This window comes from Thermoclostridium stercorarium subsp. stercorarium DSM 8532 (genome assembly GCF_000331995.1).
GTDB classification, from domain to species: Bacteria; Bacillota; Clostridia; order DSM-8532; family DSM-8532; genus Thermoclostridium; species Thermoclostridium stercorarium.
Window position 1 is genome coordinate 972,069 of record NC_020134.1, and the last position, 26,619, is coordinate 998,687.

Consider the following 26,619-nt stretch of genomic DNA (forward strand, 5'->3'; position numbering starts at 1 on the left):
GTTGTTCAGATCCTTCTGGCAGATTACGTTGTTTAATTTGTTTATATATATAGGCATTACCCCTGTTATAGCCTTTGCGGCCAAGGCAGGGATAAACCATTTAATGTCGGTTATTTTTGCCTTTGTATTGGGATATTCATCAATGTTCACAAGCGGCAGTAAGCTTCTTCTGAATATTTATCCCGTAACGGCGGGTCTGTCGGTTATAGGTTTCAGAGGTTACAATCCTGCTGTAGGAAACATGTTTAATCCCAGCCTTTCTGTTGTTTCACTGATATTAACGGCATTTTTAACGTTCTGCATCGTGGTTTCAACCACGCAAACCGAAAAAACTCAAAGAAAAACCAAGTCCAAACCCAGGAGGGGATGGTAGAGAAAAAGATTAGGGCTAAAACATTAAAATATATCCTGCCATCTTGCATTATTATGGCGCATGGGTTAAACTTATTAATGTGGACTTATTAAGATAAGTTTAAAAAGTGTCGGAGGTGAATGAAAAATGGCTTATCTATTAGGCGTGGATATTGGAACATCAGGCACGAAAACGGTGTTATTTGACGAAACGGGTAATACCGTGGCCAGCGACCTGCAGGAGTATCCGCTGTATCAGCCTAAGAACGGCTGGGCCGAACAGGATCCCGAAGACTGGTGGCGAGCCACCTATACGTCGATAAGAAATGTATTGGCCAAAAGCGGTGTTTCGCCTGACGAAGTAAAAGGTGTAGGCTTGTCCGGGCAGATGCACGGTGCGGTGTTGCTGGACAAGGATAATCAGGTTCTTAGAAGGGCCATTATCTGGTGTGATCAGAGAAGCAGTGCGGAATGTGAGCAAATTACCGAACTGATAGGGGCAAAAAGGCTTATTGAAATTACCGCAAACCCCGCTTTAACAGGTTTTACCGCATCAAAGGTAATGTGGGTGAAAAACAACGAGCCTGAAATTTTCGACAAAGTAAGAAAAATCCTTTTGCCGAAGGACTATGTACGTTTTTGCCTGACAGGAGAGTTTGCAACCGAAGTATCCGATGCGAGCGGAATGCAGTTTCTGGATGTTCCCAACAGATGCTGGAGCGATGAAGTGATAAGTAAACTTGGCCTTGACAAGTCAATGCTGGGTAAGGTTTATGAATCCCAGGAAATTACAGGAACCATCCACAGCAAAGCCGCTGAACTGACAGGCCTTAAAGTCGGGACCCCTGTGGTTGGCGGTGCAGGCGATCAGGCGGCAGGCGCTGTTGGCAACGGTATTGTAAAGAAAGGCATTATCTCTTCGACTATCGGAACCTCCGGCGTTGTTTTTGCTTACAGTGATGATGTCAATATCGATCCTCTGGGACGTGTTCATACATTCTGTCATGCCGTGCCGAACAAATGGCACATCATGGGCGTCACTCAGGGTGCGGGGCTTTCCCTCCAGTGGTTCAGAAACAATTTCTGCAGGGAAGAGATTGCAACGGCTGAACTTATGGGTGTAGATCCATACTATCTTATGGATCAAGCCGCAGAAAAAGTTGAGCCGGGAAGCAATGGGATTATATATCTGCCGTATCTGATGGGAGAACGCACTCCGCATCTGGATCCCGACTGCCGCGGAGTCTTTTTCGGCCTTTCCGCGAAGCATACAAAACGGGAGATGATCCGCGCAGTAATGGAGGGCGTGGTATACAGCCTGAGGGATTGTCTTGAGATTATTGAAGGGCTTGGCGTTGAAATCAGCCAGGTAAGAGCGTCGGGAGGCGGCGGAAAGAGCCCGTTGTGGCGCCAGATGCAGGCAGATGTGTTCAACCGTGACATATGTACGATTAATGCAAGCGAAGGTCCTGCTTTCGGCGTGGCACTTCTCGCAGGTGTCGGCGCAGGAGTTTACAGGAGCGTGGAAGAGGCCTGCGAAGCCACAATAAAGGTTAAGTCAACTCAGAAGCCAAATACGGCAGCCCATGAAAAATACAATGGGTATTACAAATTATACAGGAAATTATACACATCGCTGAAGGACGATTTTAAGACGCTGGCTAAGTTGGTATAAAGGCTATGGCTAAGAAAATAACGGGTAATAATCAGTATCTTAAGGAACTTAATAAAGCTATCATCTTGGATCTGATCAGGAAGAACAAAAGGCTGTCCCGCAAGGAACTGGCCGATTTGACAGGCCTTTCCCCTACGGCGTGCGGCAGCATCACCCGCGAGCTTATAAAGGAAGGTTTTTTGCACGAAACAGGGCAGGGAGAATCCACAGGCGGAAGAAAACCGGTGATGCTTGAGTTAAAGCCAAATTCGTACTTTGCTGTCGGCTTTGATATTGGTATGACCGAATTGAAAATGGTAATAGCCGATATTACCGCCAATATTCTCGTGCAGAAGAGTTTTGAATACGGCCGGGGTATAACTGCTGACGAGGTTGTTAAACTTATCGGCGAAAAGTTTTATGAAACCGTCGCCGGTGAAAAATTGGACGTGGACAGGTTTATCGGCTGCGGATTGTCCATTCCCGGTATTCTGGAAAGGAAAACAAACAAGGTTGTCATAGCACCAAACCTGTCCTGGAGTGAAGTGGACCTGGATTCGAAAATAAGTAAAATCCTGAACTTGCCGGTATACATAGAGAACGAAGCAATGTGTTCGGCAATTTGCGAACACTGGATTGGAAAATGCTCAAATGTTGAAAACTTTGTTTGCATAAACATTGAATCGGGAATTGGAGCAGGCATATTCATCGGGGAATCGGTTTATCGCGGGTACAGCGGCAGCGCAGGGGAGATAGGGCATTTGATTGTAAAGGAAAACGGCAGGCAATGCGGCTGCGGAAACAGGGGATGCCTTGAAACCTACGCATCTGTCCGCCATATGCTTGAAGAAATAAATGACAAAATTCAGCACGGGTATTCTTCCGAGGTAATCCGCCCCGGAACGGGTGCACTTACATGGGAACGGGTGATTGACGCTGCATATAAAGGGGATGAACTGTGCATAGAAGTGCTTAACAAAGGTGCAAAATATGTTGGTTATGCGGTGGCTTTCCTAATCAACACATTAAATCCCGAGGCAATTGTCCTTGGTAAATGTTTTGCTGATTATGCTCCGCTGGTAATGGACACGTTAATAGGAACGGTAAATGAAAAAGCCCTTAAATATCCGTTATCGAAAGTTAAAATTCTCACTTCGGAATTCGGCATGAATTCTTCTGCGCTGGGCGCGGCAATGATTCCGATACGGAAAGTTTTCGGAAAGTAAATCAGCCTTACTGTGGCTGAAAAAATATTAACGGGAGGTCAGTAAATATGAGTGAATTTTTTAAAAACATACCGAAAATAAAATACGAAGGCCCCAAATCTGACAATCCTCTGGCATTTAAGTTTTACAACCCCGACGAAGTAATCGGCGGAAAAACGATGAAGGAGCACCTCCGTTTTTCGGTGGCATACTGGCATACATTACAGGGAAGAGGCAGCGATCCTTTCGGGTTGGACGGCACGGCAATAAGACCATGGGATAACATTACCGATCCGATGGATTTGGCAAGGGCAAAAGTTGACGCTATCTTCGAATTTTGTGAGAAGCTCGATGTGCCGTTCTTCTGTTTCCATGACAGGGATATAGCTCCTGAAGCCGACAACCTCAGGGAAACAAACAGACGTCTTGATGAGATTGTGGCCCGCATAAAGGACAGAATGAAGGACAGTAATGTCAAACTACTTTGGGGTACCACGAATGCTTTCGGCCACAGACGCTTTACCCATGGTGCGGCAACATCAAACAACGCTGCGGTTTTTGCCTATGCAGCGGCCCAGGTTAAGAAAGCCATGGAAATTACAAAGGAACTCGGCGGTCAAAACTATGTATTCTGGGGTGGCCGTGAAGGATATGAAACACTGCTGAATACCGACATGAAACTCGAACTTGACAATTTTGCCCGTTTCCTGCGCATGGCCGTTGATTACAAGAAGGAAATCGGGTTTGACGGACAGCTGCTGATTGAGCCCAAGCCAAAAGAACCCACAAAGCATCAGTATGACTTTGATGCTGCGACGGTTATAGGATTCCTGAAAATGCACGGCCTTGACAAGGACTTCAAACTGAACATTGAAGCAAACCATGCAACTCTTGCAGGCCATACTTTCCAGCATGATTTACGCGTGGCAAGGATCCATGACATGCTCGGCAGTATAGATGCCAATCAGGGTGACCTGCTTCTCGGCTGGGATACCGACCAATTCCCGACAAACATTTATGAAACAACGCTGGCTATGATGGAAGTCATTAAAATGGGAGGATTTACGAAAGGCGGTCTGAACTTTGACGCGAAGGTAAGAAGAGGATCCTTTGAGCCCGTTGACCTGTTCTATGGCCATATAGCCGGTATGGACGCATTTGCCCTTGGGTTCAAGGTGGCTTATAAGATTGTGCAGGACGGAATTTTCGACAAGTTTATTGAAGAGCGTTATGCAAGCTTCAGAACGGGTATCGGTAAGGACATTGTAGAGGGTAAAGTAGGGTTCAAGGAGCTTGAGGCGTATGTCCTTGAACACGGCGAACCTGAAATTACGTCAGGAAGACAGGAAATGCTGGAAGCAATACTCAACCAGTATATCCTTGGTGTAAGATAAAAAAAGCCGCGTAAAGCGGCTTTTTTTATTATATACCCGTTGCCGGCGGTAACGGGAGCAAAGGTTTCATTATTTTTTGAAAACATGCTATAATAAAAACAATAAATTAAGAGGGATGAAAAAACAGAGCTAAATCACGACCTTAACGGTTTTAGGGATAACTGATTAGCAGTCTGTACTGTTCATGGTGGGACGAATGCGGGAGATTGTCAGTGCTGTCGCAAGGCAGTTGGTGTTTTCGATTTTTCTGGACTATAAATATATCGCCGTATATCTTTTTATTTGCATTATTGTGCGGGCAAGACTTGAGATCTTGTATGGCTTTGAGCAGTGTGTCAATGAATGCCGAACAAGGAATTTTCGTGAGACGCTTGAGGAGATTTTTCTTACCGGGCTGGTTACAGGATTTTTCGGGGGAATTTTAACCGTACGCCTTGGAATTTATATTGACCCTGAAGGGCTTCAGGCTTTTCTCATTGCAATGGCCGTTCTGGCGCTGTTTAATCACCGTTTTGTAAACCCGTCATATGCCGGTGGCTTAATCTGCCTTTATTCTTTGATTTTCGGGTATGACAAAATACACATACCGTCAGTGCTTGTTTTCATAGCCACGATACAGGTTGTTGAGTCGGTTTTGCTGTATTTGACCCGCAAACATGACAATATTCCGGTTTTTATACAGCATAACGGACAGATAACCGGTGCGTTTATAAAACAGAAATACTACGCCGTACCTTTTATTTTCCTTTCTTTTTCGGTTGCGCCGTATTCGCTGCTAATCAATAAAATAACAGTCAAGTGGGGGACTTTGTTTAATCGCGATATAGGTCGTATAAGTTCCGGTGCTGCGTTTTTTCTTATCGGCGCAATCAGCGTGACAAGCTATTCCTCGGTCGCCATTGCCACACCTCCCGAGGAAAAATGCAGGAATGATTCGGTCATGTTCAGCATCGGCGGACTGATACTGTTTGTTCTTGCGCTTTTCTCCACAGAGACTGAAGCTCTCCGGTGGGCCGGTTCGGTGTTCGCATTGCTCTACCGTGAAGTGATTTACCGGATCGGGCTTTACATGGAAAAGAAAAAAAGACCGTTATACACGGCTGTTCAGCGTGGCGTGAGGATTCTGGAAATTATTCCCGGAGGCCCCGCTGATAAGATGAAGATGAAAAGGGGAGAAATAATTCTAAATATCAACGGCAAGCCGGTACAGACCGAGGACGGGATAAGGCATATTCTATCAAGCAGTCCGACTTTTATCTGGATGCATACCGAAGATCCGTCGGGAAGGATAAAAATATATGAATACAAATGCTATCCCGACGGTGTTAATGATCTGGGCGTTATATTTGTCCCAAGGGAATGGGAAGTGACATATCAGCTGGACGAATATGAAAATTTCACAATTATTAAAAACATTGTTGAAAGATTTAGGTTTATGAAATAATCGTTTGCTTGACAAAAAAATGTTTATTTATTGAATGAAAGGGTAAAATTATAAGCGACATGTGCCGTAATTGACTTTTAAAACCGGTAGTGATACTCTTTTAATACATACCGTAAGTAATCCGGTTTAATTTATAATGTTGGTAGAAGAAGGTGTTTAGATGGATAAACATATAGTTTATGTCGATCATGCGGCTACCACTTATGTAAAACCCGAAGTATTTGAAGCGATGAAGCCTTATTTTACCGAATATTTTGGGAATCCGTCATCCATATATTCTTTAGGCAGGGAAAGCAAAAAAGCCATAGAAAATGCAAGGGGAGTAATAGCCGAATGCCTTGGTGCCCAGCCTTCTGAGATTTATTTTACAGGTTCAGGCACCGAAGCTGATAACTGGGCAATTAAAGGCGTTGCATATGCAAACAGGAAAAAGGGTAAACATTTAATCACTTCAGCAATAGAACATCATGCGGTGCTTCATGCCTTTGATTATTTGAAGAAAGAAGGCTTTGAAGTTACCTATCTCCCCGTCGATGAAAGAGGGTTTGTAAACCCGAAGGATCTTGCTGAAGCGATAAGACCCGATACCACTCTTGTAAGCATAATGATGGCAAATAACGAAATCGGAACCATACAGCCCATAAAAGAGCTTGCCGCCATAGCAAAGGAAAAGGGTGTGATTTTCCATACCGATGCCGTGCAGGCAATGGGGAATCTGGATGTTAAGGTTAATGATTTGAATGTGGATTTGCTGTCGATGTCGGCTCATAAATTTTATGGCCCGAAAGGTGTAGGAGCTCTGTATGTAAGAAAAGGGGTACGTATCGACAGTTTTGTTCATGGCGGGGCTCAGGAAAGAAACAAGCGTGCAGGCACCGAAAACGTTCCCGGCATAGTGGGTATGGCTGCAGCCCTTAAACTTGCCTATGAAAATCTTGAAGAATATAACAAACACCTGCGCAAGCTCAGCAATAAGCTGATAGACAGCGTTATGGAACGGATTCCTTATGTTCGGTTAAACGGGGACAGAGAAAACAGGCTCCCCGGGAATGTGAATTTTTCCTTCCAGTTTATTGAAGGGGAATCCCTTCTGTTAATGCTTGATATGAAGGGAATCCAGGCTTCAAGCGGTTCCGCGTGCACGTCGGGTTCACTGGATCCGTCTCACGTGCTGCTGGCTATAGGTTTACCCCATGAAATAGCTCACGGCTCATTGAGAATTACTTTCGGTGAGGATAACACCGAAGAACAGGTGGATTATATAGTAGACAACCTCGTGGAGATAGTGGAGAGACTGAGACAGATGTCTCCGCTATATGAGGATTTTGTAAAAAAAGGACAAAAAGCTTAATTTGACGGAAAGGATTACAGCGTATCAATGCTGGGGGTGATTTGTATATGATGTACAGTGAAAAAGTAATGGATCATTTCATGCACCCGAGAAATGTGGGTGAAATAGAAGATGCTGATGGTGTCGGCCAGGTAGGAAATCCTAAATGTGGAGATATAATGAAAATGTATCTTAAAATAGAAAATAATGTCATAGTCGATGCCAAGTTCAAAACTTTTGGCTGCGGTGCAGCAGTTGCAACAAGCAGTATCGCTACCGAATTAATTAAGGGCAAGACCATCGATGAAGCCTTGAAGGTGACAAACAAGGCGGTCGTTGAAGCTCTTGACGGCCTGCCACCGGCAAAACTTCACTGCTCGGTACTGGCTGAAGAAGCAATAGCCGCTGCTATTGCCGACTATAAAAGAAGACACGGGCTGGATGTTGAAAACAGCGAATGCCAAGGCTGCTGTTGTAAATGCGAGACAGAGTCCGAAGATTCTGAAGAATAACCGTTGACTGTTTTCTGTCACCGCGTTACCGGCTGACAGCAACAGCGGTATATTACGGCAGGAAGTTAGGGAACATTTGCCCGGTAGATTATCAGAGGCGGCTTTTCAGCCGCCTTTTTGAATGTGAGGTTTTAATATGAGACTTTTCTATGCCATTGAGTTTGACGAAAAAACGAAGGATGTTTTGGCTGAAAAGCAGAAAGCGTTAAGAGAAAAGGCGGTTAAAGGGAATTTTTCGTTGAGGGATAACCTGCATCTTACACTGCGCTTCATGGGCGAAGTGCCGCAGTCGGATTTGCCCGTGCTTACGGGTATACAGGATGCGGTCTCGAAAAGGCACGGGCCTTTCAGTCTGGAATTTGCCGAAATCGGTACTTTCGAAAGAGGAAACAGCTGTATTGTATGGGTCGGCATAAAGAGAAACAGCGAGCTTTTTGAGCTTCAGCAGGATTTGGAGAGGGAAATTGCAAAAAGCGGTTTTCAGCCTGAAACCCGGCCATATAAACCCCATATTACCCTCGCGCGGGAATTTGTTCCGGACGGTGATTTGGATAAAATAATAAGAGAAATGGGATTATTAAATCATAAGTTTGACGTGAAGAGCATTTCTCTTATGGAAAGCACTCGAATAAACGGGAAACTGACATACCTGTGCACGTACAGGACCGATATTTCAAAGGAAAAATGAAAGGTTGGGTGGAATGAAGAAAAAGGTAATGGTAGGCATGAGCGGCGGTGTGGACAGCTCTGTCGCCGCGGCGCTGCTGAAAAAGGAAGGCTATGAAGTAATAGGGGTAACCCTTCAGATTTGGCCGGATGATTTACCTGGCCCAAAGCCCGAGGGAGGGTGCTGCTCCCTTTCCGCGGTGGAAGATGCCCGGATGGTCGCATTTCAGCTGGATATTCCATACTATGTGTTGAATTTTCAGGATATTTTTGAAAAAAGTGTTATAGATTATTTTGTTCATGAATATACAAAGGGAAGAACACCTAATCCCTGTATTGCATGCAACCGTTATGTGAAGTTTGATGCAATGCTGAAAAAAGCCGTCTCAATGGGAATAGATTATATAGCAACGGGACATTATGCGAGGATAGAATATGATGCCTCAAGGGGCCGCTATCTTTTAAAACGGTCGGTGACTGACAAAAAGGACCAGACATACGTGTTGTATAACATGAAGCAGTATCAGCTGGAAAGGACTTTGTTCCCGATTGGGAATTACACTAAGGAAACGGTAAGGAAAATCGCGGAAGAACTCGGGTTTATAGTGGCAGACAAGCCCGACAGCCAGGAAATCTGTTTCGTTACCGATAATGATTATGCGGGTTTTATAAGTTCCAGACTGAAAAAATCCCCGGAACCAGGATATTTTGTCGACACCGAGGGAAATATCCTTGGAATGCATAAGGGAATTTATAATTATACTGTCGGTCAGAGAAAGGGGCTGGGAATATCCCTCGGCAAGCCGATGTATGTTGTGAGAATTGATGCGAAGAACAACACAGTGGTGCTCGGTGAAGCCGGAAAGGAATATTCGGCGGGTCTTATTGCTTCAGACCTGAACTGGATAGCTTTCGAAAAGCTTGAAAGCCCGATAAGGGCAATGGCAAAGATACGTTATTCGGCAAAGGAAAGCGAGGCGGTTATAACCCCGCTGGACAACAATAAGGTTAAGGTTGAATTTACTTACCCGCAGCGGGCCGTAACCCCCGGCCAGGCGGTTGTATTCTATGACGGCGACATAGTACTTGGCGGTGGAATAATAGAAGAACAGATAAATAATTAATAATCGGCGTTAATCCGGTAATACGTTCTGGCAGGTTGTTATTACTCAGGCGACAGTTAAGGCCGCTGCGCTGAAAAAAGCTGCAGCGGACAGATCCGTTTAACCTGCCGTAGTGTTATGGCAGGTATCGGAACTACCGCTGCATGTTTATGGATGAAATGGTTAAGGAAATGGATGCGGTTTTAAAAAGTCAGGCGGAATTTAAAAATATCGTTTATTTTAGGTACTGGAAGCAGACAACGGACTTATTGTTCCGTATTATTAGATGATATTTCGGTCGACTGTCGGCTTATTCAGGATAACGCTTGATTATTGACTGAGATAATAATTTTTATTAATATGTTACTAACAAAGCACGGGAAAGTCAGTTTTTTACTGATTACCGTTGATTTGCAAAACCGGATGACAAAGGTGTTAACTGATGGCGGGGTTTAACAGGAGAAGGACAATCAGGATACTGATAATACTATTGATTGTTTTATGCGTTTTTCTGCTTTTGCGTCTAAGCGTATACTGCATTCCGTTTATAATCGCTTTTATTCTTTCAAGCCTTATTGAACCATTGGTAAGTTTTCTCGAGAAGAAAATAAAGATCCCGAGAAAAGTGGGGGCTGTTTTTTCAATACTGCTGGTGCTTACAATTCTCGGAACCATACTCGGGCTTATAATTACGAGACTTGTAAAGGAAATAATCAACGTTTATGAACAGATAAACGTGATTTTCGGAAGCATGCAGCAGTTTTCCGAGGTGATAATAGAACGGGTTAACCGTGTATATATATCGTTGCCCAAAACCATCAGTGACACAGTGGATCAGTATTTTGCCGAGGCGGCAAACAGTGCGAAAGAGATTTTGAAACCCTTGATTGAAAAGATCACCAGTTTTACCCTCAGTCTGCCTCAGGCTTTGGTTTTCCTTGTGGTTACCATTTTGGCGACCTATTTTATGACCAGTGACAAAAACAATATTAATTCTTTCCTTGACAAGCAGTTTCCGGTTCAGTGGATGGAAAAAACCCGTATTGTGATAAACCGGCTGTTTTTTGCCCTGTTCGGATGGATGAGGGCACAACTGATTTTAATGACAGTAACTTTTACCGAACTGACGATAGCTTTTGTGATTTTAAGAATTCAGAACGGGCTTTTGCTTGCACTGATAATCGCAATTGTTGACGCGCTTCCCGTCTTCGGCGTCGGAACGGTATTAATCCCATGGGGAATCGTTGAGCTTATTTCGGGCAATTATCAGCGCGGAGTTTCACTGCTGCTTCTTTATATTATAGTGCTTGTGGTAAGGCAACTTATTGAGCCGAAAATCATCGGCCAGCAGATAGGGGTGCATCCCCTCGTGACGCTGTTTTCAATGTATTTGGGGCTGCAATTGTTCGGAATCCTGGGCATGATACTGGGGCCGGTACTGATGGTCATTTTAAAAACGGTTTTCGGCACGATATTTAATACCGATGAGATAAAAAGATGGCTTCATAAAACCTTTGATTATTACATGAGGCCCGTGCCGAGAAAAGAAACGGTAAAGGAAGCCACGGTGAGGGAAGTAACGGTTATAAGGAAGGAAGATTAAAAAATCCCCTGAAAAAATCAGGGGATTAAATTTTGAAGTTCCTTATTCAGCTTGTTAATGGCTTTCTTCTCTATTCTTGAAACGTATGAACGGGATATTCCGAGCATTTTGGCAATTTCCCGCTGAGTTTTGTTCGAACCGTTTGTAAGCCCGTATCTCAGCTCTATGATTGTTTTTTCCCTGCCTTTAAGAACCTCGGCTATTTTTTTGTAAAGTTTTTTAACCTGGAATTTCAGAGCGACTTTTTCATCAATGCTTTCCTCATTTCCGATTACGTCCATCAGACTGATTTCGTTGCCTTCTTTGTCGGTGCCGATGGGCTCCTGCAGCGATACTTCGTTCTGTAATTTTTTGGTTGCGCGCAAATACATCAGTATTTCGTTTTCAATGCATCTTGCGGCATAGGTCGCAAGACGGATTCCCTTGTCGGGATCATAACTTGTAATGGCTTTAATGAGACCTATGGTTCCGATTGATATCATATCGTCATTGTCGGTATTTCCGGTATTATATTTTTTTGCGATATGGGCAACGAGTCTTAAATTTCTTTCCACAAGAATATTCCTTGCCTCTTCGTCTCCCTGTCTGAAAAGCTCAAGATATTTTTTCTCCTCCTCCACTGTAAGCGGCTGGGGAAAGGACTGGGTATTGACGATATATCCCGTGAAAAATACCGCGTTGAGGATTTCATTCAATATTTTAAGAAAAATGTTTGACAGCACGTCTTTTTCACCACCCTGCCGTTATACTCAGGCTTTATATTTTATGCGGCGAATATCTTTTTGGTGACTGTCCATGTTTAATGAAGATTTTTTTGTGCAGCGGAACCGGCAAAAATACAGGGCGGATGCTTTTGAAAACGAAAATTAAAAAGCTGCTGTCGTACCAATGTTATGATAAAATCAAAATGGATTTTGGCAATGACAAAGCATGATGTTATGAAAAAGGCTTTGGAGGCCGTCGTATAAAAAAATGAGGGCAAAAGGTTTGAAACAAAAAAAGTGGAAAAAGGAGTGCTGTACGTTGAAAAAATATGAGTTTAACAGGTATATCGATCACGCCGTGCTGAAACCCGAATTAACTCAGGAAGAAGTACGCAATGCAATACAGCTTGGAATTGATTATAAGGTAAAAACCGTATGCGTGCGGCCATGCGATATTGACCTGGCTGTTGATATGTGCAGGGGTACGGAAACAGGAGTATGCTGTGTGCTTGCCTTTCCTCACGGAACGGTTCCGCCGGAAATTAAAAGGGCGGAAGCCGAACTGTATGTGGCAAGGGGCGTTGACGAAATTGATATGGTTGTAAATTACGGTTATATCAGATCCAGACTCTGGAACAGGGTTGAAGAGGATATAAGGGCGGTATCGGAAATTACAAAACCAGCAAATGTTCTACTGAAGGTAATACTTGAAACCTCCCAGCTTAATGAGGAAGAGATAGTAAGGGCTACCGAGTGCGCTGTCAATGCAGGAGCCGATTTTGTAAAAACATCCACCGGTTTTTACGGGGAAGGCGCCACGGTCAAAGCCGTTGAGGTAATGCTGAAGGCTGCAGCAGGAAGGATCGGAGTAAAAGCTTCGGGGGGAATCCGTACTGCCGAACAGGCAAGGATGTTTCTGGACATGGGCGTGAGCCGTATCGGAAACGGTTTTTCATCAACCCCTGTCATTTGCGGCGGGATGGCACTGTAAACAAAACAAATACCACACCCGCGCCATGCTTCCGGGTGTGGTATCACTGTCCTGATGCTTCGGCCGAACCGGCGAAGAAAACTGTCAGTAATAAAACCTGATGAATTTGATTGAATAAATGTCGCAGAGCAGATAGTCATCGGTTTCGGGTTCCTGGATTATTATGTAATCTGTTCCTACCCTGATCAGTGTTCCTTCACGGTCAACGAACATATTGGTGCCAATAAGGAACTCTACTTTGACATATCTGCCGATTTGGGTCTGCAAAAAACCCTGGGTGAAATTGATGTCGCTCAGAACACTGTTTCTTACGCCGCGGCCACTGGACATGATGGTTGTTCGCTGGGCTGTTCCGTTCATGGGTGCGGCCGGCTGTATTTGTTGCTGCTGGAAAATGCTTGCGGGTTGTGCTGGCTGTTGCAGCATTCCTTCCTGCGGGGAGGAGCAGGTCTGATAAAATCCTCTTTGCTGCATTGCCGGCTGAAACAGTTCTGCCTGTTCCGTTCCCGCGGGAATTTGTTTGCCGTCCTTGTCATAGGCCGGCTGGTGTATCGGTTTGGGAACATTTGACAAGTTTTCGCCGTTCATTTTTTAAACCTCCAAAATAATCAGTTTCATATTCATGCTTATTTATGTTTCTGCGTACCTGGGGGTAGGCGAATAAAAACAATGCTGTCCGATACGGTTATACAGTACACCCGTTCCAGTTGCAGGAAAATATGTACTGCAGCTTTCTGAGAACGGGTTATAGTACCACAGGCATTCCCCGACGCCGGGGTGTTTGTTGCCTGAAAGGGCCCAGTCGGCTATATCGTAGTCCACCTGCCTGGCCGGTATATTGTATATGTTTTGGGGATTGTACTGCCCGTATACCGTTTCCATTGCGCATGTAAACTGATACGGCTGCAGTAAAACCTTTCTTAAATCTCCCTGGCAGACCCTCATGTATTCACCGTATGGGACATGGACTCTGTTCATTATTACAGTTGCCACTGCCTTCATGCCGCTTTCGCCTTCGCCTTCGGCTTCGCATCTTATCATCCGTGCAAACAACTCCCTCGCCGAAAGTGGCATATCATCACCTGCCGTCGCTGAAATATTGTGTAAGTAATCCGACAGTATGAAGAGCGTTTTTGCTAATATTATCCTATGCAGAATTATGTGGTTGGTTAAAAAATTTTATGTTATTATTAATCAATAATTTAACAATTCTGTCCGGAGTACCTGCGGAAAGTTTAAAGGAGAGTTGGACCGTATGGCAAGAATGATTGATGTAACGCGCCCGATTTTTACAAACATGACGGTATGGCCGGGGGATGACAGTGTTTTAATAGAACGGGTAAGCAGTATTCTGAATGGAAACAAGGCAAACATATCAAACATTCATGCATGTGTCCATTCGGGTACTCATGTGGACGCCCCGCTGCATTTTATTCCCGACGGTAAAAGCGTCGACAGGCTGGATATAAGCCTGTTCACCGGTACCGTGCTGGTCATTGACGCCGGAAATGAAAAACATATTACTGAAAAATTCCTGAAGCTCTTCAGTATAAAAGGCTGCAAGGCGGTTTTTTTTAAAACGTCTTACAGCGGGCTCTCATTAGATGAGCCATTTGACGCGAACTATACGGCTGTTGAGCCCGATGCGGCCGAATACCTTGTAGGGTTGGGGGTTAAAGTTGTCGGTATTGACACTCTGTCGGTTGAAAAATATGATACCAATGATTTTACCGTGCATAAAACCCTTTTGCGTAACGAGGTTTTGATAGTGGAGGGCTTATGCCTTAAAGATGTGATTCCAGGAAAGTACAAATATATTTGTATGCCGGCACTGATTAAGGATTCAGACGGCGCTCCGGCACGGGTTGTACTTATCCAGGACGGGTTAAATAGTGAAAGGGAAGGTGATATTTTTGCTGACCATTAAAAGGGTGGAAAACAGTTCGGAATTTGAGCAGGCATATAAAATCCGCGTTGAGGTATTTGTGAAGGAACAGAACGTTCCGGAGGAAATAGAACTGGATGAATTTGACAAAACTGCCGTACATGTTGTTGCTTACCGTGACGACGAGCCGGTAGGATGCGGCAGGGTGTTTATGGAAGGCGATTATGCGAGAATCGGTCGTGTTGCGGTTTTGAAAAAGGAGAGAAAAAAAGGCACCGGAAGGCTTATCTGTGAGGAACTTATCAGGATAGGAAAGGAGAAAGGTGCGAAAAAGTTCGTTCTTGACGCACAGGTACAGGCGATAGGTTTTTATCAGAAACTGGGTTTTGCAGTGAAAAGTGATGTCTTTATCGAGGCGGGAATTGAACATGTCCGGATGGAAGCGGTTTTTGAGTAAATGCGGATGTGGGATTTCCGGTAAAAAACGGTATAAAGGGCAGAAGAAATCTTCTGCCCTTTCTTCAGCCGTTTATTTGTCGGCCCATTTTATAAACGGTATATCATGTTTGTTGAACAGTTCGCTGTGTTTCGGAATTACCCGAAAAGTATACCCGTATTCTCCGCCTTCGGTAATTTTGAGATTCACCGAATAATGACAGGCTGAAGATTCCGACCGTTTCATGAAATCCATTTCGGTGGTCATGCCGTTTTGGATTTGATTATTCTCCAACGGGCCGTAGTACACTTCGACTGCGACATCGTCCGGAGACAAATTCCCCAAATAAACCGTTGCATTGAGGGTAACGGTTTCACCTGACCTTATACTGTGCTCAACCGGAAAGTCAGCGCGGTTTTCCGACGTTATTCTGATATCATGCCAGAATTTTCTTATATTGTGCTTGAACACTGAAAGGTTCCTTATAAAATTGTAATTTGACTGTTTTATTCTTTCCACCCTGTCAATGCACGGAATGTAATATGCGCGTGTATAATCCGACAGCATGCGGTGGGTACTGAACATTGGGGCGACGGACTTAATTGATTCCTTCATGATTTTAACCCATTCGGTCGGAACGCCGTCTTCATTTCTTTTGAAATACAGGGGAATTATTTTGTTTTCAAGCAGCCAGTAAAGGGATTTACTGTCCGCGTCATCCTGCTGTTCTTCATTTTCATACTGCATGCCGTCACTTATAACCCAGCCGTTTTTGCCGTTGTAGCCTTCGCACCACCAGCCGTCGGCGATGCTTAAATTCGGTATGCCGTTAATACCTGCTTTCTGGCCGCTTGTGCCGCTGGCCTCAAGGGGACGCCGGGGGTTGTTAAGCCACAGGTCTACACCCTGCACGAGGTATCTTGCGAGAGCCATATTGTAGTTTTCTATAAGAAAAATCTTGCCGTTAAAACCTTCGTGTCTGGCTATGTCATGTATCTGTTTTATTATTTCATGGGCGGGCCTGTCGGCAGGATGTGCCTTTCCGGCGAAAATTACCTGTACCGGCATTTCATGGTTGTTAAGTATTCGTTCGATCCTTGCCATGTCCCTGAATATAAGGGAAGCCCGCTTATATGTGGCAAAACGCCTGGCAAATCCTATCGTAAAGGCATCCGTCTTAATTTCCGAGGCATGCCGTTCTGCTTCCGGAACGGGTATCCCATTGGATATCAACTGTTTTTTCAGTTTGTTTTTCACATAATCGATCATTTTTCTTTTCAGTTGGAGGTGTATTTCCCATATTTCCCTGTCGGGTATTTGGTCCATTGCTTCCCATATTTTTGGCTCATGAATTCTGTCATACCAGTTTTCGGGGAAATATTTGTCCAGAAGCCGCTGAAATTCATAGGCTAACCATGTTTTTATATGAACTCCGTTCGTTACGTGCTGAATGGGAATTTCATTTTCAGGAATATCCGGCCACAAACTGCTGTAAATATTTCTGGATACCGCGCCGTGAAGCGCACTTACTCCGTTTCGCTTTCCCGACATTTTCAAAGCCAGCACCGTCATATTGAAATTATAAGGATCGCCGGGTTTGAGCCCAAGGGAAATGAATTCGTCACGGCTTACGCGCAGCTGGCTGTAATAATTGCTGAAATACCGGTCAATCATGTCAAGGGAAAAAACATCGCTTCCGGCGGGGACAGGAGTATGCGTTGTGAATACCGTTGAAGAGGCAACCATTTCTCTTGCCTCGTCAAAGGAAAGATTGGATTCTTCAATGAGTTTTCTGCAAAGTTCAAACCCTATAAATGCCGAATGCCCCTCATTCATGTGATAAACCGTTCCGTGGATGTTTAATTCGTCCAGCAGTCTGATTCCTCCAATGCCAAGAAGAATTTCCTGCTGTATTCGCGTTTCCCTGTCTCCGCCGTACAGTCTGTAGGTTATTGTCCTGTCAAACCGGTTGTTTTCAGGTATATCCGTGTCCATAAGATATAAATCAACACGTCCGACCGCCATTTTCCAAACTCTTGCATAAACAATCCTGTTAGGCATTTCGACGCTTATTAACAGCGGTTTGCCGTCGCTTTTCGTTACAGGAAGGATTGGAAGCCGTGATGGATCCAGTTCGGCAAATTCGGTTTCCTGCCATCCGTCACGGTTTATGCGCTGATTGAAATATCCCTGCTTGTACAGGAGTCCTATTGCGGTTAAAGGGAGGCCCAAATCGCTTGCCGTTTTGCAGTGATCCCCGGATAAGATGCCCAAACCTCCCGAATATATCGGAAGTATTTCGTGGAAGCCGTATTCGGCGGAGAAATATATTATCCGTTCCGACATTCTGTCGGGGAAATTGAGTGCAAACCATGTGTCTTTCCGGGCCATGTACCTTTCAAACCGGTTTATGACATCGGCGTATTTTTCCATGAAACGACTGTCAGATGTTTTTTCGGAAAGTTTTTCGGGATGAATCACCTGAAGCATGTGAACAGGATTCTTATCGGTCTGTTCCCATAACTCTGGATCAATTTCCCTGAAAAGTTCACAGGCTTCATGATTCCATGTCCACCACAGGTTATAGGCCAGATCCTTAAGTTTTGAAATTTCTTCCGGCAGTTTCGCCGTTACCTTTATTTTTCCCAGTATATGCATAAAATTTCCACCCTTTCCGAAAAATTAAGCATATTTGCTAAATCCAGCATAATATACATTATTATTCGTAAAACGCCGCAAATTAAACCGGTTGGCTTCAGAACCATATTGAAAAAAGACCGTTTTTGCTTTATACTAATAACAATTTGAAAAGGTTAATAATTCCACCTGTAAATGTAAGTGTTTCTGCTCTGAATATTAAACGAATGTACTGAGGTTATCAAAGAAGGAAAGGGGTATCGGTGTGGCAGGTTCAGGTGCAAAGAAGTTCGGAATATCGCTGTTCGGTTTTAAAAAGTCTGATGTGAATGCTTACCTTGAACGTGTAATAAGAGAATTTGATCAGAGGCTTAAGGAAAAAGAGGAGGAGAATGCCAGGCTAAAGGCGGAACTCGGCGAATTAAAAGAGAAATATGACAAATTATTCAATGAAGCCGATTCTCTTATGAAGGAAAAGGAAAAAATAGCAGGTGCGCTGCTTCAGGCGCAGGAGAAAGCCGAGATGATCATAAAGGAGGCCCACGACAGGGCTTTTAAGGAAAAAATGAAGCTTGACCAAATGCTTGAAGCAGAAAAGGAAAAAATTGTGGATATAAAACTTCAATTAAAACAGCTCAAGGGCCATATCACCGATATTCTTTCAAGGTATGAAAAGCAAATGGAAGAAGTAATTACCGATATTGAAAACTGTGAAAAAAATTATGATCATACCGGGCAGGAAGCCGAATTTAATCCCAAAAAAAATGATGAGTATGAATATATAAAAGAACAAGGGGAATGCGCAGGATAATTTATATTCGGAGGTAATTTTATGTATAATGAAATTCTGCAGATTCTTTCAAAAAACAGCCGCCTGACAAATGAACAGATAGCGGTGATGCTTGGGAAAACCGAGGAGGAAGTTGCGAGAGCCATAAAGGAAATGGAGGAAAAAAACATTATACTGGGTTACCCGGCACTGATTGACTGGGAAAAAACCGACAATGACATTGTTACCGCATATATTGAAGTGAAGGTGACACCGCAGCGGGACAAAGGTTTTGATGATGTGGCAGAAAAAATATATCAGTTTTCCCAGGTCAAGTCATGCAGCCTGATGTCAGGGAGCTTTGATCTTTTCGTGGTAGTGGAAGGAAAATCAATGAAGGACGTGGCGCTGTTTGTGGCCGAAAAGCTTGCGACAATTGATTCGGTTCTCAGTACATCTACCCATTTCGTTCTGAAGAAATATAAGGACAAGGGCGTCATTTTCAACCAAAACCGTAAAGACGTCAGAGAGGCAGTGGTTTTATGAACATACAGAAAATGATAGCCCCCCATATTGCCGCAGTACCTCCTTCGGGCATAAGGAAATATTTTGACCTGATTAATGAGATGAAGGATGCCATTTCTCTGGGAATAGGGGAGCCCGATTTTGTTACGCCTTATTCCATACGTGAGGCGGGGGTTTATTCCCTGGAAAAAGGCTATACCAACTATTCTTCCAACGCCGGTTTTATAGAGCTCAGGCGTGAAATCGCAAATTACATGAAAAGGCGTTTTAGTCTGGAATACGAGCCTGAAACCGAAGTTCTTGTGACGGTGGGCGGAAGTGAAGCTATTGACCTGGCTATTCGTACGCTGGTTTCGCCCGGCGATGAGGTAATTATCCCCGAACCGTCATTTGTAGCGTACAAAGGCTGTACGCTTTTTGCCGGTGCGGTGCCGGTGCCGGTTGAACTTAAAGCCGAAAACAGGTTTCGCCTTAAACGTGAAGATCTGGAAAAAGTGGTCACCGATAAAACAAAAGTTCTTGTTATAGCCTATCCGAACAATCCCACCGGTGCGATAATGGAATATGATGATTACACCGAGATTGTGGATTTTCTTAAAGACAAGGAAATAATGATAATTTCCGACGAGCTTTACGCCGAGCTTACATATACGGGCAAACACGTGTCAATTGCAAATTTTGAAGAAATGAAGGAAAGGACCGTTGTTGTAAACGGCATGTCAAAGGCTTTTGCAATGACCGGCTGGAGAATTGGATTTGCCTGCGGCAACAGGTATGTCATTGAGCAAATGAAAAAAGTGCACCAGTATGCCATTATGTGTGCACCTACCACCGCCCAGTATGCGGCGATAGAAGCGCTCAGGAACGGAGAAGAAGAAGTCAAGGCAATGGTTGATGAATACAACCGCAGAAGAAGACTGGTCCTCGACGGATTCAGAAAAATAGGACTGGAATGTTTTGAGCCGCAAGGGGCTTTTTACGTTTTCCCCGATATCAGAAAAACCGGACTTTCCTCCGACGAATTCTGCGAAAGGCTACTAAGAGAGGAAAAAGTTCTGATGGTTCCGGGAAATGCTTTCGGTGAATGCGGCGAGGGTTTTGTCAGAGCCACATACGCCACTTCCACCGAAAAGCTCATTGAAGCAATAAAACGAATAGGAAGATTTGTATCCCAATTTATATAAAAAGCAAAAGTGCGGATATCTTTTCTCGCACTTTTACTTTTTACTTTCCAAATCGGGATTTGTCAGTCATAAATGGCTTTCGCTCAGCTGGCTGTGCATATGCTTTAAAATTATTCTGTCCAGTTCACGACTGACTTCGATGATGAGTTCCCATGGACCTGTTTCAATTGCTTCATGAAGCCTCATCCGTAGTTCTTCAAGCTCGGACATCTTTTGTATTTCCCCCCTCCGGTACCGATGAATGTAAAAAATTGGCGGTAAATGTATGTTGTTGTTAATATAATAATTTACGTGGATATATATGTCAATATGTCGAATAAATTGTATTAAAGGTTAAAGAAGGCTTGAACCCATACAGCGCCCGCCTTTGAAGGGCAAGCGGGGCCGGAAATATTTCCGAAGTTTCTGCTTTTTGATGCAAGAGCAGGTATTATATAACGAGTTTCTGCGAACGGGTGAAAAATTTGCTAATAATAAATTGAAATTCAGGTCTATTCTGGTTATCATTTATATAAAAAAGAAAATTACGGGTTAAAATTTTGAAACAGGAGTTGAAAGGTATGTTAAGGAACAAGAACATTCTGATTATGGGCGTACGTAACAAATGGAGCATTGCCTGGGGAATAACCATGTCATGTCTTGAGCAGGATGCCAACGTTATACTTACATATCGCGGCGAAAGGGAAAAGGAAGCCATTGAGAAGCTTATAGAAGGAGACTATGCCTCAAAAATCAGGATATATCCATGCGATGTTTCGTCTGATGATGAAATAAAGGCGCTTTTTGATCAGGTGGCCAAAGATTACGGCATTCTCCATGGGCTTGTGCATTCAGTTGCCTTTGCCAACACCGAGGATCTGAGAGGTGCTTTTATTGATACCTCCAGGGAAGGATTTCTTCTGGCCATGAATATCAGCGCATATTCACTCGTGGCTGTTTCAAGATTTGCAAGGGAACTCATGAAGGAAGGCGGAAGCATTGTTACGCTGACCTATAATGGGGCAAACAGGGTGGTTCCGGGCTACAATGTCATGGGCGTGGCAAAGGCGGCGCTGGAGTCATGCGTGAGGTATCTTGCAGCTGATTTAGGGCCACAGAATATCCGTGTCAATGCAATATCCGCAGGCCCGGTGAAAACCGTATCGGCAATGGGAATACAGAATTTCGGCAGTGTTTTGGAAGTTGTGGAGCAGAGAGCACCACTTAAAAGAAATGTAACGCAGAAGGAAATAGGTGATACTGCAGTCTGCCTGTTAAGTGAATATACCGCCGGCACGACCGGCCAGATAATTTATGTTGACTCAGGATTCAGTATAATGGGCATGTAGCGGAAGCAACGGCTTCCCTTTTTTTTCGTCCTTATTTTACAATTTGTTCATATTTTGTTCAAATGAATACTTCATAATAAAGTAGGCTATATCTGTATTTAAGGAATGCCGAGTGTTGTGGAAAATCTTAGGGAGATTGGAGGAGCATTATGATTGAAATTCAAAATCTCACCAAACGTTACGGTGAAATAACGGCAATAGAAGACGTGACCTTTTCGGTGAACAAGGGCGAGATCCTCGGTTTCCTGGGACCGAACGGAGCGGGCAAATCCACCACAATGAACATTATTACGGGATACATACCGTCGACGTCGGGAACGGTGACTGTTGACGGTTATGATATCATGGATAATCCCAAGGAAGTTAAAAAAAGAATTGGTTATTTGCCCGAATTGCCTCCGCTGTACCTGGATATGACGGTGACAGATTTTCTTGACTTCTGTGCAAGGCTGAAGGAAGTGGACAAAAAAGTATGGAAAAGCCAGAAGGAAGATATAATGGAGCTGGTCAAAATAACCCACGTACGGCACAGGCTGATCAGGAACCTTTCAAAAGGGTACAAGCAGAGAGTAGGTCTTGCGCAGGCCCTTGTCGGAGCCCCAGAGGTTCTGATACTGGACGAACCTACCGTAGGGCTTGATCCAAAGCAGATTATAGAGATTCGTAAACTCATAAAGGCTTTGGGAAAGAACCATACAATTATTTTAAGCTCACACATCTTACCGGAAGTAAGCGCAGTTTGCGAAAGGGTTGTTATCATAAATAAGGGGAAGATTGTGGCAGTGGATACCCCGGAGAATCTGTCAAAAAATCTGGCCGATTTTACAAAATTCAGACTGACCGTTTCGGGTCCTGACAAGAAAGTTAAGGAACTGATTCAACAGGTTTACGGGGTTAAATACCTTGAAGTGCAAAGTACGGGCAAGGAAGACGAGTTCAGTTATATAATTGAAGCCGACAAGGAAGTGGACGTAAGAAAGCCTATATTCTATAAACTGGCCCAGGCAGGGTACCCGATTCTTGAACTGAGATCGTTGGGATTGTCCCTCGAGGAAATATTCCTGCAGTTAACAACCGAGGAAAAGGAGGTCAACTGATATGCTGGCGATTTGGAAACGGGAAGTACAGGCATATTTTTATCAGCCTATTGCTTATATCGTGATTGGATTATTCTTTCTGATTTCGTCAATATATTTTACTTTTGGCATGGTTGCATCCCAGTATGCACAGCTGAACGTTCTTTTTTCCAGTATAATATTTATTCTCACCTTTGTGTGCCCTATTCTTACAATGCGTATTCTGACCGAAGACAGAAAGAATGGTACCGAAGTTTTACTGGTTACTTCCCCGGTGGATGTTTACCAGATAGTGCTTGGAAAATTCCTTGCGGCTTTCACCGTATTCCTGGTAATGTTTGCGTCAACATTCATCTACCTGGCGATTGTGTATATTCTCGGTGGAAAGCCTGAAATTCCGAGGTTGATCGGAGGGTATGTGGGCTTTCTGCTGGTAGGGGCATGCTATGTGGCAATCGGCGTATTTGCGTCTTCACTGACCGAAAACCAGATAGTGGCTGCTATTATAAGTTTTGCCATCTTGCTGCTTATTAACATTATAGATCCCATTGCGTCATTTGTCGGAGGATTTACGGCGAAGGTGCTTGACATGTTCTCGCTGTTGTCAAGATATGAGGATCTCAACAACGGCATATTCGACATTACTTCGATTATTTACTACCTGAGCTTTACTGCGGTTTTTCTGTTCCTCACGACAAGAGTCATTGATAAAAGGCGTTGGAGTCAGGGGTGATTTGACATGGACATGAAAGATAGAAATAACGGGAAGAAAAAAAACCGAAAGTTTTCAATTAATAAAAGAAGCCTGCGTTTTGGCTCATATTCTTTTGTTCTGACGGTAATTGTAATTGCAAGTGCAATAATTCTTAATGCGATAGTGGGAGCTACAAAAATAAGAGAAAAGCTTAAAATAGATTTAACCAGCAACAAATTGTACAGTATAACCGACAAAACTCTTGAAGTATTGAAATCACTTAACGAGAAGGTAGAAATTATAGGTCTGTTTGATGAGAGCAAGATGGGCGATTCACAGTATGCCCAGGTGATTGAGTTTGTAAAACAGTATGAGACAAACAGCGATTATATAGATGTGAAATACGTGGATCCCGACAAAAATCCGGGGTATATACAAAACGAACTTGATCCCGAAGGGATTCTCGGTGTTGAAAAATACGATTTTGTAGTAAGAAGTTCGAAACGCTCGAAGGTTCTGTCCACATATGATATTTTTGATGTGTCGTTCAGCTCATCGACATACTCGTACCAGGTTACCGGCCTGAATGCAGAATACGCGTTTACAGGGGCGATAAGATATGTTACTTCAGATAATATCCCCGTCATTTACTATACTGAAGGGCACGGGGAGGACGATGTGAAGGATGACTACTCCGAACTGGTTTCCAGTCTGGAATTAAACGGATACAGGGTGGAAAAAATAAACCTGGCATCAGTTGATAAAATTCCCGACGACGCTTCCATTATACTTTTTGTGAACCCGCAGAGAGACCTTTCGGATGCGGAGCTGGATAAGCTGTTATACTATATGGAAAACGGCGGGAATACCGTATTTCTTTTTTCACCTGCCAACACCAAACTTGCCAATTTCGAGGAATTCCTTTCAAGATATAACGTATCTCTCGGATATGACGTGATTTTTGAAATGGCGGCAAATAAGGCGTTTTACGGACAACCTTACCGTTTCATTCCGACGGTTGAGAGCAATTCGATAAACTCGGTTCTTGAACCCGATAAATTTACAATGCCGCTGGCTTATGCCCAAAGCATTCAGGTTCTTAAAAACGAAAAGGACTGGATTACCGTAACACCTCTTCTTTCCACTTCTTCCGAAGCGGTGGGAAAATCGTTGTTTGAAGGGGTTGAAGATAAAAACGGGCCTTTCTATGTAGGTGTCGCCGGTGAAAACAACGGCTATAACGACACAAGCAAGACTATCGTAATCGGAAACGCCTACTTTGTTTCGGATGATGGAATGAGTGTATACGATACCGGAAAGAAATTCCTTGTTAACGCCATTAACTGGATGCAGGACAGTGACGCCGACATCTATATTCCCGTAAAGGAATACACCACTCCGAGACTCACGAAAGTTACGCAGCAGACTCTTACAATCCTGTTCATAGGGCTGATTATTGTGGTTCCTTTAATCATTATGGGAGCAGGCGTATTCGTCTGGTTAAGGAGGAGGCATCTATGAGCAATTTCAAAAAACTTATCATTCCCGCAATTGTGCTGGTATTGCTTGTAGGTGTGTATTTGGTTGTCAGTAACCTACCTGAAAATAAGGATGAGGAAGATTCAAGCAGCCAGGATAAAATTGAGATATTCAATTTTGAAAAAAACGATCTGGCTGAAATTATAATGGAGAACAAAGGGGAGGTTATGCACTTCAAATATACAACCATTCAGGTGGAGCAGGAAACCACGAAGGATGACGGAACGACAGAGAAGAAAACGGTGGATAGGAATGTCTGGGTTGCAGTTGAACCGGAAGGAATGAACGTACGTTCCAGCGCCGTTGACAGTATTGCCTGGAATGCAAATACCCTTAAGGCTTATAAAATCATAGAGGAAAATCCTTCTGATCTTTCGGTGTACGGTCTGGATGACCCTGTTAAACTTACCTTTGTAATGAATGACGGCACAAAGTATGTTCTGTATGTCGGGAATGAAACACCGACAGGCGGCGCTTACTATGCAAAAAAGGGAGACGAACCTACCGTTTATACCATAGGGGATTATGAAGCCGAAAAGTTTATCCAGACCAAATTCGACCTGATGGAAACCGATATTTATGACAAGGATTATGAGACAACGGACTTTACGGCCTTAAAGTTTACAAGAAACGGCAGTCTTCTTTTCGATGCAAAAGCGGGTGAGGATGGGACGAAGTGGCTGCTTTCCTACCCGATAGAAGCAGAAGCCCGGTACGAGAATATATATAAAATTCTTGAAGCTCTTGCGGGAGTAAGTGTTTCCAAATATGTCGATGAAAACGTGGATGATCTCGGGAAGTACGGACTTGCATCGCCGTCGTACATTTTCGAATACACGGTGGACGGTAAGGAGTATAAACTGTCCCTTGGAAAATTAAATCCCGACGGCAATGCCTATTATGCAGTTTTAAACGACGGAAACCTTGTATTTACCATATCATCGAGCGCTTTTACATTCCTTGACAAACCGGTCGAGGAACTTGTGAGTTCATTTGTGCACCTGCAAAACATCAATGAAGTAAGTGAAATGAGAATAACAATGGACGGCAGAGTGGACGTATCCAGAATTAATGTGGATACCGAAGACGATGACAAGAGCACTTATGAATTTAACGGAACATTGCTCACAGGCGAAGATGATGAAGATTATATAAGGACGTTCAAGAAATACTATCAGGGCGCAATAGGCATTACAATGGACAAACTGAATCTTGACGTCCAGCCCGTACTCGAAAATCCCGAAGTTACGATAGAATACACCCTGAAATCCGGTGAGAAGATTAAGGTCGATTTGGTGCCCGATTCCGAAGGAGTATACTACTATGCTTTTAAAAATGACAAATACACCGGTATGATGGTACGCAGAAGACAGCTGGAGGATGAAAACAAAAACGGTCTGAGGGTGATGTATCCGAAACTGGTGGAAGCCCTAAAAGAAAGGGAAGAGGCTTTAAAAGCCAAGGAATCAAAGTCTCAGTGAGCTGAAAAAATGTTTAAACTGGTTATGTAAAATTTTGCCGGCCGGCTGCGGCCGGTAAAATTTTTTGTATACAAAATACCCGAAAAATTTTAATTAAAATTTCCTCAA

27 protein-coding genes are annotated in these 26,619 nt (G+C 43.7%); 22 read left to right on the top strand and 5 right to left on the bottom strand.

The features are described 5' to 3' along the window. Position 1: 1 nt before the first annotated feature. The 10 genes from CST_RS04285 to ytvI all read left to right on the top strand — a co-directional run bounded on the left by CST_RS04285 (position 2) and on the right by ytvI (position 11,262). Positions 2–373 (top strand): hypothetical protein, encoded by a 372-nt coding sequence (locus CST_RS04285; RefSeq protein ID WP_169315999.1) that lies wholly within the window; start codon positions 2–4, stop codon positions 371–373. Positions 374–499: 126 nt separating this feature from the next. Next, positions 500–2,026 (top strand): xylulokinase, encoded by a 1,527-nt coding sequence (xylB, locus tag CST_RS04290; RefSeq protein WP_015358600.1) that lies wholly within the window; start codon positions 500–502, stop codon positions 2,024–2,026. 5 nt (positions 2,027–2,031) lie between these two features. Continuing rightward, a complete protein-coding gene (locus tag CST_RS04295) occupies positions 2,032–3,231 on the top strand; it encodes an ROK family transcriptional regulator (RefSeq protein ID WP_015358601.1) in 1,200 nt (399 codons plus the stop codon). 47 nt (positions 3,232–3,278) lie between these two features. Continuing rightward, positions 3,279–4,604: a xylose isomerase gene (gene xylA, locus CST_RS04300; protein WP_015358602.1), complete on the top strand. Its 1,326-nt coding sequence runs from the start codon at positions 3,279–3,281 to the stop codon at positions 4,602–4,604. 196 nt (positions 4,605–4,800) lie between these two features. Continuing rightward, positions 4,801–6,048 carry a PDZ domain-containing protein gene (locus tag CST_RS04305; protein WP_015358603.1) on the top strand — a complete coding sequence of 416 codons (1,248 nt, stop codon included), beginning with the start codon at positions 4,801–4,803 and terminating at the stop codon, positions 6,046–6,048. A 160-nt stretch (positions 6,049–6,208) separates the two neighbouring features. Continuing rightward, entirely contained in the window at positions 6,209–7,399 is a 1,191-nt protein-coding gene (nifS, locus tag CST_RS04310) for a cysteine desulfurase NifS (RefSeq protein ID WP_015358604.1), read from the top strand. Between the two features lie 47 nt (positions 7,400–7,446). Beyond that, positions 7,447–7,890 carry a Fe-S cluster assembly scaffold protein NifU gene (gene nifU / locus CST_RS04315; protein ID WP_015358605.1) on the top strand — a complete coding sequence of 148 codons (444 nt, stop codon included), beginning with the start codon at positions 7,447–7,449 and terminating at the stop codon, positions 7,888–7,890. Positions 7,891–8,026: 136 nt separating this feature from the next. After that, on the top strand, positions 8,027–8,578 hold the full coding sequence (thpR, locus tag CST_RS04320; RefSeq protein WP_015358606.1) for an RNA 2',3'-cyclic phosphodiesterase: 552 nt from the start codon (positions 8,027–8,029) through the stop codon (positions 8,576–8,578). Between the two features lie 13 nt (positions 8,579–8,591). Then, positions 8,592–9,680: a tRNA 2-thiouridine(34) synthase MnmA gene (gene mnmA / locus CST_RS04325; RefSeq protein WP_015358607.1), complete on the top strand. Its 1,089-nt coding sequence runs from the start codon at positions 8,592–8,594 to the stop codon at positions 9,678–9,680. 421 nt (positions 9,681–10,101) lie between these two features. Then, a complete protein-coding gene (gene ytvI, locus CST_RS04330) occupies positions 10,102–11,262 on the top strand; it encodes a sporulation integral membrane protein YtvI (RefSeq protein ID WP_015358609.1) in 1,161 nt (386 codons plus the stop codon). A gap of 17 nt (positions 11,263–11,279) precedes the next feature. Here ytvI and sigK read toward each other — a convergent pair whose 3' ends face one another. Further along, entirely contained in the window at positions 11,280–11,984 is a 705-nt protein-coding gene (gene sigK, locus CST_RS04335) for an RNA polymerase sporulation sigma factor SigK (protein ID WP_015358610.1), read from the bottom strand. Between the two features lie 80 nt (positions 11,985–12,064). On the opposite strand from sigK, the gene CST_RS13805 reads away from it, so the two are divergent. Continuing rightward, entirely contained in the window at positions 12,065–12,196 is a 132-nt protein-coding gene (locus CST_RS13805; RefSeq protein ID WP_015358611.1) for a hypothetical protein, read from the top strand. A gap of 89 nt (positions 12,197–12,285) precedes the next feature. Beyond that, on the top strand, positions 12,286–12,957 hold the full coding sequence (gene deoC / locus CST_RS04340; RefSeq protein ID WP_015484937.1) for a deoxyribose-phosphate aldolase: 672 nt from the start codon (positions 12,286–12,288) through the stop codon (positions 12,955–12,957). An 84-nt stretch (positions 12,958–13,041) separates the two neighbouring features. Here deoC and CST_RS04345 read toward each other — a convergent pair whose 3' ends face one another. After that, positions 13,042–13,545, bottom strand: a complete 504-nt coding sequence (locus CST_RS04345) for a hypothetical protein (protein ID WP_015358613.1) — start codon at positions 13,543–13,545, stop codon at positions 13,042–13,044. Positions 13,546–13,587: 42 nt separating this feature from the next. After that, positions 13,588–14,031: a cell wall hydrolase gene (locus CST_RS04350; protein ID WP_015358614.1), complete on the bottom strand. Its 444-nt coding sequence runs from the start codon at positions 14,029–14,031 to the stop codon at positions 13,588–13,590. 181 nt (positions 14,032–14,212) lie between these two features. Between CST_RS04350 and CST_RS04355 the strand changes: the two genes are divergently transcribed. Then, the gene (locus tag CST_RS04355; RefSeq protein WP_015358615.1) at positions 14,213–14,884 is read left to right on the top strand and encodes a cyclase family protein; all 672 of its coding nucleotides are present in this window, start codon (positions 14,213–14,215) and stop codon (positions 14,882–14,884) included. After that, positions 14,862–15,299 (top strand): GNAT family N-acetyltransferase, encoded by a 438-nt coding sequence (locus tag CST_RS04360; RefSeq protein ID WP_422821871.1) that lies wholly within the window; start codon positions 14,862–14,864, stop codon positions 15,297–15,299. The genes CST_RS04355 and CST_RS04360 overlap by 23 nt, the downstream gene beginning before the upstream one ends. 72 nt (positions 15,300–15,371) lie before the next feature. Here CST_RS04360 and glgP read toward each other — a convergent pair whose 3' ends face one another. After that, positions 15,372–17,936, bottom strand: a complete 2,565-nt coding sequence (gene glgP, locus CST_RS04365; protein ID WP_015358617.1) for an alpha-glucan family phosphorylase — start codon at positions 17,934–17,936, stop codon at positions 15,372–15,374. Positions 17,937–18,180: 244 nt separating this feature from the next. Here glgP and CST_RS04370 point away from each other — a divergent pair, with 244 nt between their 5' ends. From CST_RS04370 to CST_RS04380, 3 genes are read left to right on the top strand one after another with little or no spacing between them, the layout of a single operon-like run. After that, positions 18,181–18,726 carry a DivIVA domain-containing protein gene (locus CST_RS04370; RefSeq protein ID WP_015358619.1) on the top strand — a complete coding sequence of 182 codons (546 nt, stop codon included), beginning with the start codon at positions 18,181–18,183 and terminating at the stop codon, positions 18,724–18,726. Positions 18,727–18,747: 21 nt separating this feature from the next. After that, positions 18,748–19,230 (top strand): Lrp/AsnC family transcriptional regulator, encoded by a 483-nt coding sequence (locus tag CST_RS04375; RefSeq protein ID WP_015358620.1) that lies wholly within the window; start codon positions 18,748–18,750, stop codon positions 19,228–19,230. Next, on the top strand, positions 19,227–20,393 hold the full coding sequence (locus CST_RS04380) for a pyridoxal phosphate-dependent aminotransferase (protein WP_015358621.1): 1,167 nt from the start codon (positions 19,227–19,229) through the stop codon (positions 20,391–20,393). The genes CST_RS04375 and CST_RS04380 overlap by 4 nt, the downstream gene beginning before the upstream one ends. Before the next feature lie 66 nt (positions 20,394–20,459). Here CST_RS04380 and CST_RS13215 read toward each other — a convergent pair whose 3' ends face one another. Next, positions 20,460–20,603 (bottom strand): Spo0E family sporulation regulatory protein-aspartic acid phosphatase, encoded by a 144-nt coding sequence (locus CST_RS13215; protein ID WP_015484939.1) that lies wholly within the window; start codon positions 20,601–20,603, stop codon positions 20,460–20,462. A 350-nt stretch (positions 20,604–20,953) separates the two neighbouring features. Here CST_RS13215 and CST_RS04385 point away from each other — a divergent pair, with 350 nt between their 5' ends. The 5 genes from CST_RS04385 to CST_RS04405 all read left to right on the top strand — a co-directional run bounded on the left by CST_RS04385 (position 20,954) and on the right by CST_RS04405 (position 26,511). After that, on the top strand, positions 20,954–21,721 hold the full coding sequence (locus CST_RS04385) for an enoyl-ACP reductase FabI (RefSeq protein ID WP_015358624.1): 768 nt from the start codon (positions 20,954–20,956) through the stop codon (positions 21,719–21,721). 149 nt (positions 21,722–21,870) lie between these two features. Next, the gene (locus CST_RS04390; protein ID WP_015358625.1) at positions 21,871–22,818 is read left to right on the top strand and encodes an ABC transporter ATP-binding protein; all 948 of its coding nucleotides are present in this window, start codon (positions 21,871–21,873) and stop codon (positions 22,816–22,818) included. 1 nt (position 22,819) lies between these two features. Beyond that, entirely contained in the window at positions 22,820–23,530 is a 711-nt protein-coding gene (locus CST_RS04395; protein WP_015358626.1) for an ABC transporter permease, read from the top strand. 6 nt (positions 23,531–23,536) lie between these two features. Beyond that, entirely contained in the window at positions 23,537–25,012 is a 1,476-nt protein-coding gene (locus CST_RS04400) for a GldG family protein (protein WP_015358627.1), read from the top strand. Next, complete coding sequence (locus tag CST_RS04405; RefSeq protein ID WP_015358628.1) at positions 25,009–26,511, top strand: DUF4340 domain-containing protein; 1,503 nt, start codon at positions 25,009–25,011, stop codon at positions 26,509–26,511. The genes CST_RS04400 and CST_RS04405 overlap by 4 nt, the downstream gene beginning before the upstream one ends. Positions 26,512–26,619: the final 108 nt, after the last annotated feature.

Coding starts and splice junctions, on each gene's coding strand:
- xylB (WP_015358600.1), top strand. CDS start 500: ATGGCTTATCTATTAGGCGTGGATATTGGAACATCAGGCACGAAAACG.
- CST_RS04295 (WP_015358601.1), top strand. CDS start 2,032: ATGGCTAAGAAAATAACGGGTAATAATCAGTATCTTAAGGAACTTAAT.
- xylA (WP_015358602.1), top strand. CDS start 3,279: ATGAGTGAATTTTTTAAAAACATACCGAAAATAAAATACGAAGGCCCC.
- CST_RS04305 (WP_015358603.1), top strand. CDS start 4,801: ATGCGGGAGATTGTCAGTGCTGTCGCAAGGCAGTTGGTGTTTTCGATT.
- nifS (WP_015358604.1), top strand. CDS start 6,209: ATGGATAAACATATAGTTTATGTCGATCATGCGGCTACCACTTATGTA.
- nifU (WP_015358605.1), top strand. CDS start 7,447: ATGATGTACAGTGAAAAAGTAATGGATCATTTCATGCACCCGAGAAAT.
- thpR (WP_015358606.1), top strand. CDS start 8,027: ATGAGACTTTTCTATGCCATTGAGTTTGACGAAAAAACGAAGGATGTT.
- mnmA (WP_015358607.1), top strand. CDS start 8,592: ATGAAGAAAAAGGTAATGGTAGGCATGAGCGGCGGTGTGGACAGCTCT.
- ytvI (WP_015358609.1), top strand. CDS start 10,102: ATGGCGGGGTTTAACAGGAGAAGGACAATCAGGATACTGATAATACTA.
- CST_RS13805 (WP_015358611.1), top strand. CDS start 12,065: ATGAAGATTTTTTTGTGCAGCGGAACCGGCAAAAATACAGGGCGGATG.
- CST_RS04345 (WP_015358613.1), bottom strand. CDS start 13,545: ATGAACGGCGAAAACTTGTCAAATGTTCCCAAACCGATACACCAGCCG.
- CST_RS04350 (WP_015358614.1), bottom strand. CDS start 14,031: ATGCCACTTTCGGCGAGGGAGTTGTTTGCACGGATGATAAGATGCGAA.
- CST_RS04355 (WP_015358615.1), top strand. CDS start 14,213: ATGGCAAGAATGATTGATGTAACGCGCCCGATTTTTACAAACATGACG.
- glgP (WP_015358617.1), bottom strand. CDS start 17,936: ATGCATATACTGGGAAAAATAAAGGTAACGGCGAAACTGCCGGAAGAA.
- CST_RS04375 (WP_015358620.1), top strand. CDS start 18,748: ATGTATAATGAAATTCTGCAGATTCTTTCAAAAAACAGCCGCCTGACA.
- CST_RS04380 (WP_015358621.1), top strand. CDS start 19,227: ATGAACATACAGAAAATGATAGCCCCCCATATTGCCGCAGTACCTCCT.
- CST_RS13215 (WP_015484939.1), bottom strand. CDS start 20,603: ATGTCCGAGCTTGAAGAACTACGGATGAGGCTTCATGAAGCAATTGAA.
- CST_RS04385 (WP_015358624.1), top strand. CDS start 20,954: ATGTTAAGGAACAAGAACATTCTGATTATGGGCGTACGTAACAAATGG.
- CST_RS04390 (WP_015358625.1), top strand. CDS start 21,871: ATGATTGAAATTCAAAATCTCACCAAACGTTACGGTGAAATAACGGCA.
- CST_RS04395 (WP_015358626.1), top strand. CDS start 22,820: ATGCTGGCGATTTGGAAACGGGAAGTACAGGCATATTTTTATCAGCCT.
- CST_RS04400 (WP_015358627.1), top strand. CDS start 23,537: ATGGACATGAAAGATAGAAATAACGGGAAGAAAAAAAACCGAAAGTTT.
- CST_RS04405 (WP_015358628.1), top strand. CDS start 25,009: ATGAGCAATTTCAAAAAACTTATCATTCCCGCAATTGTGCTGGTATTG.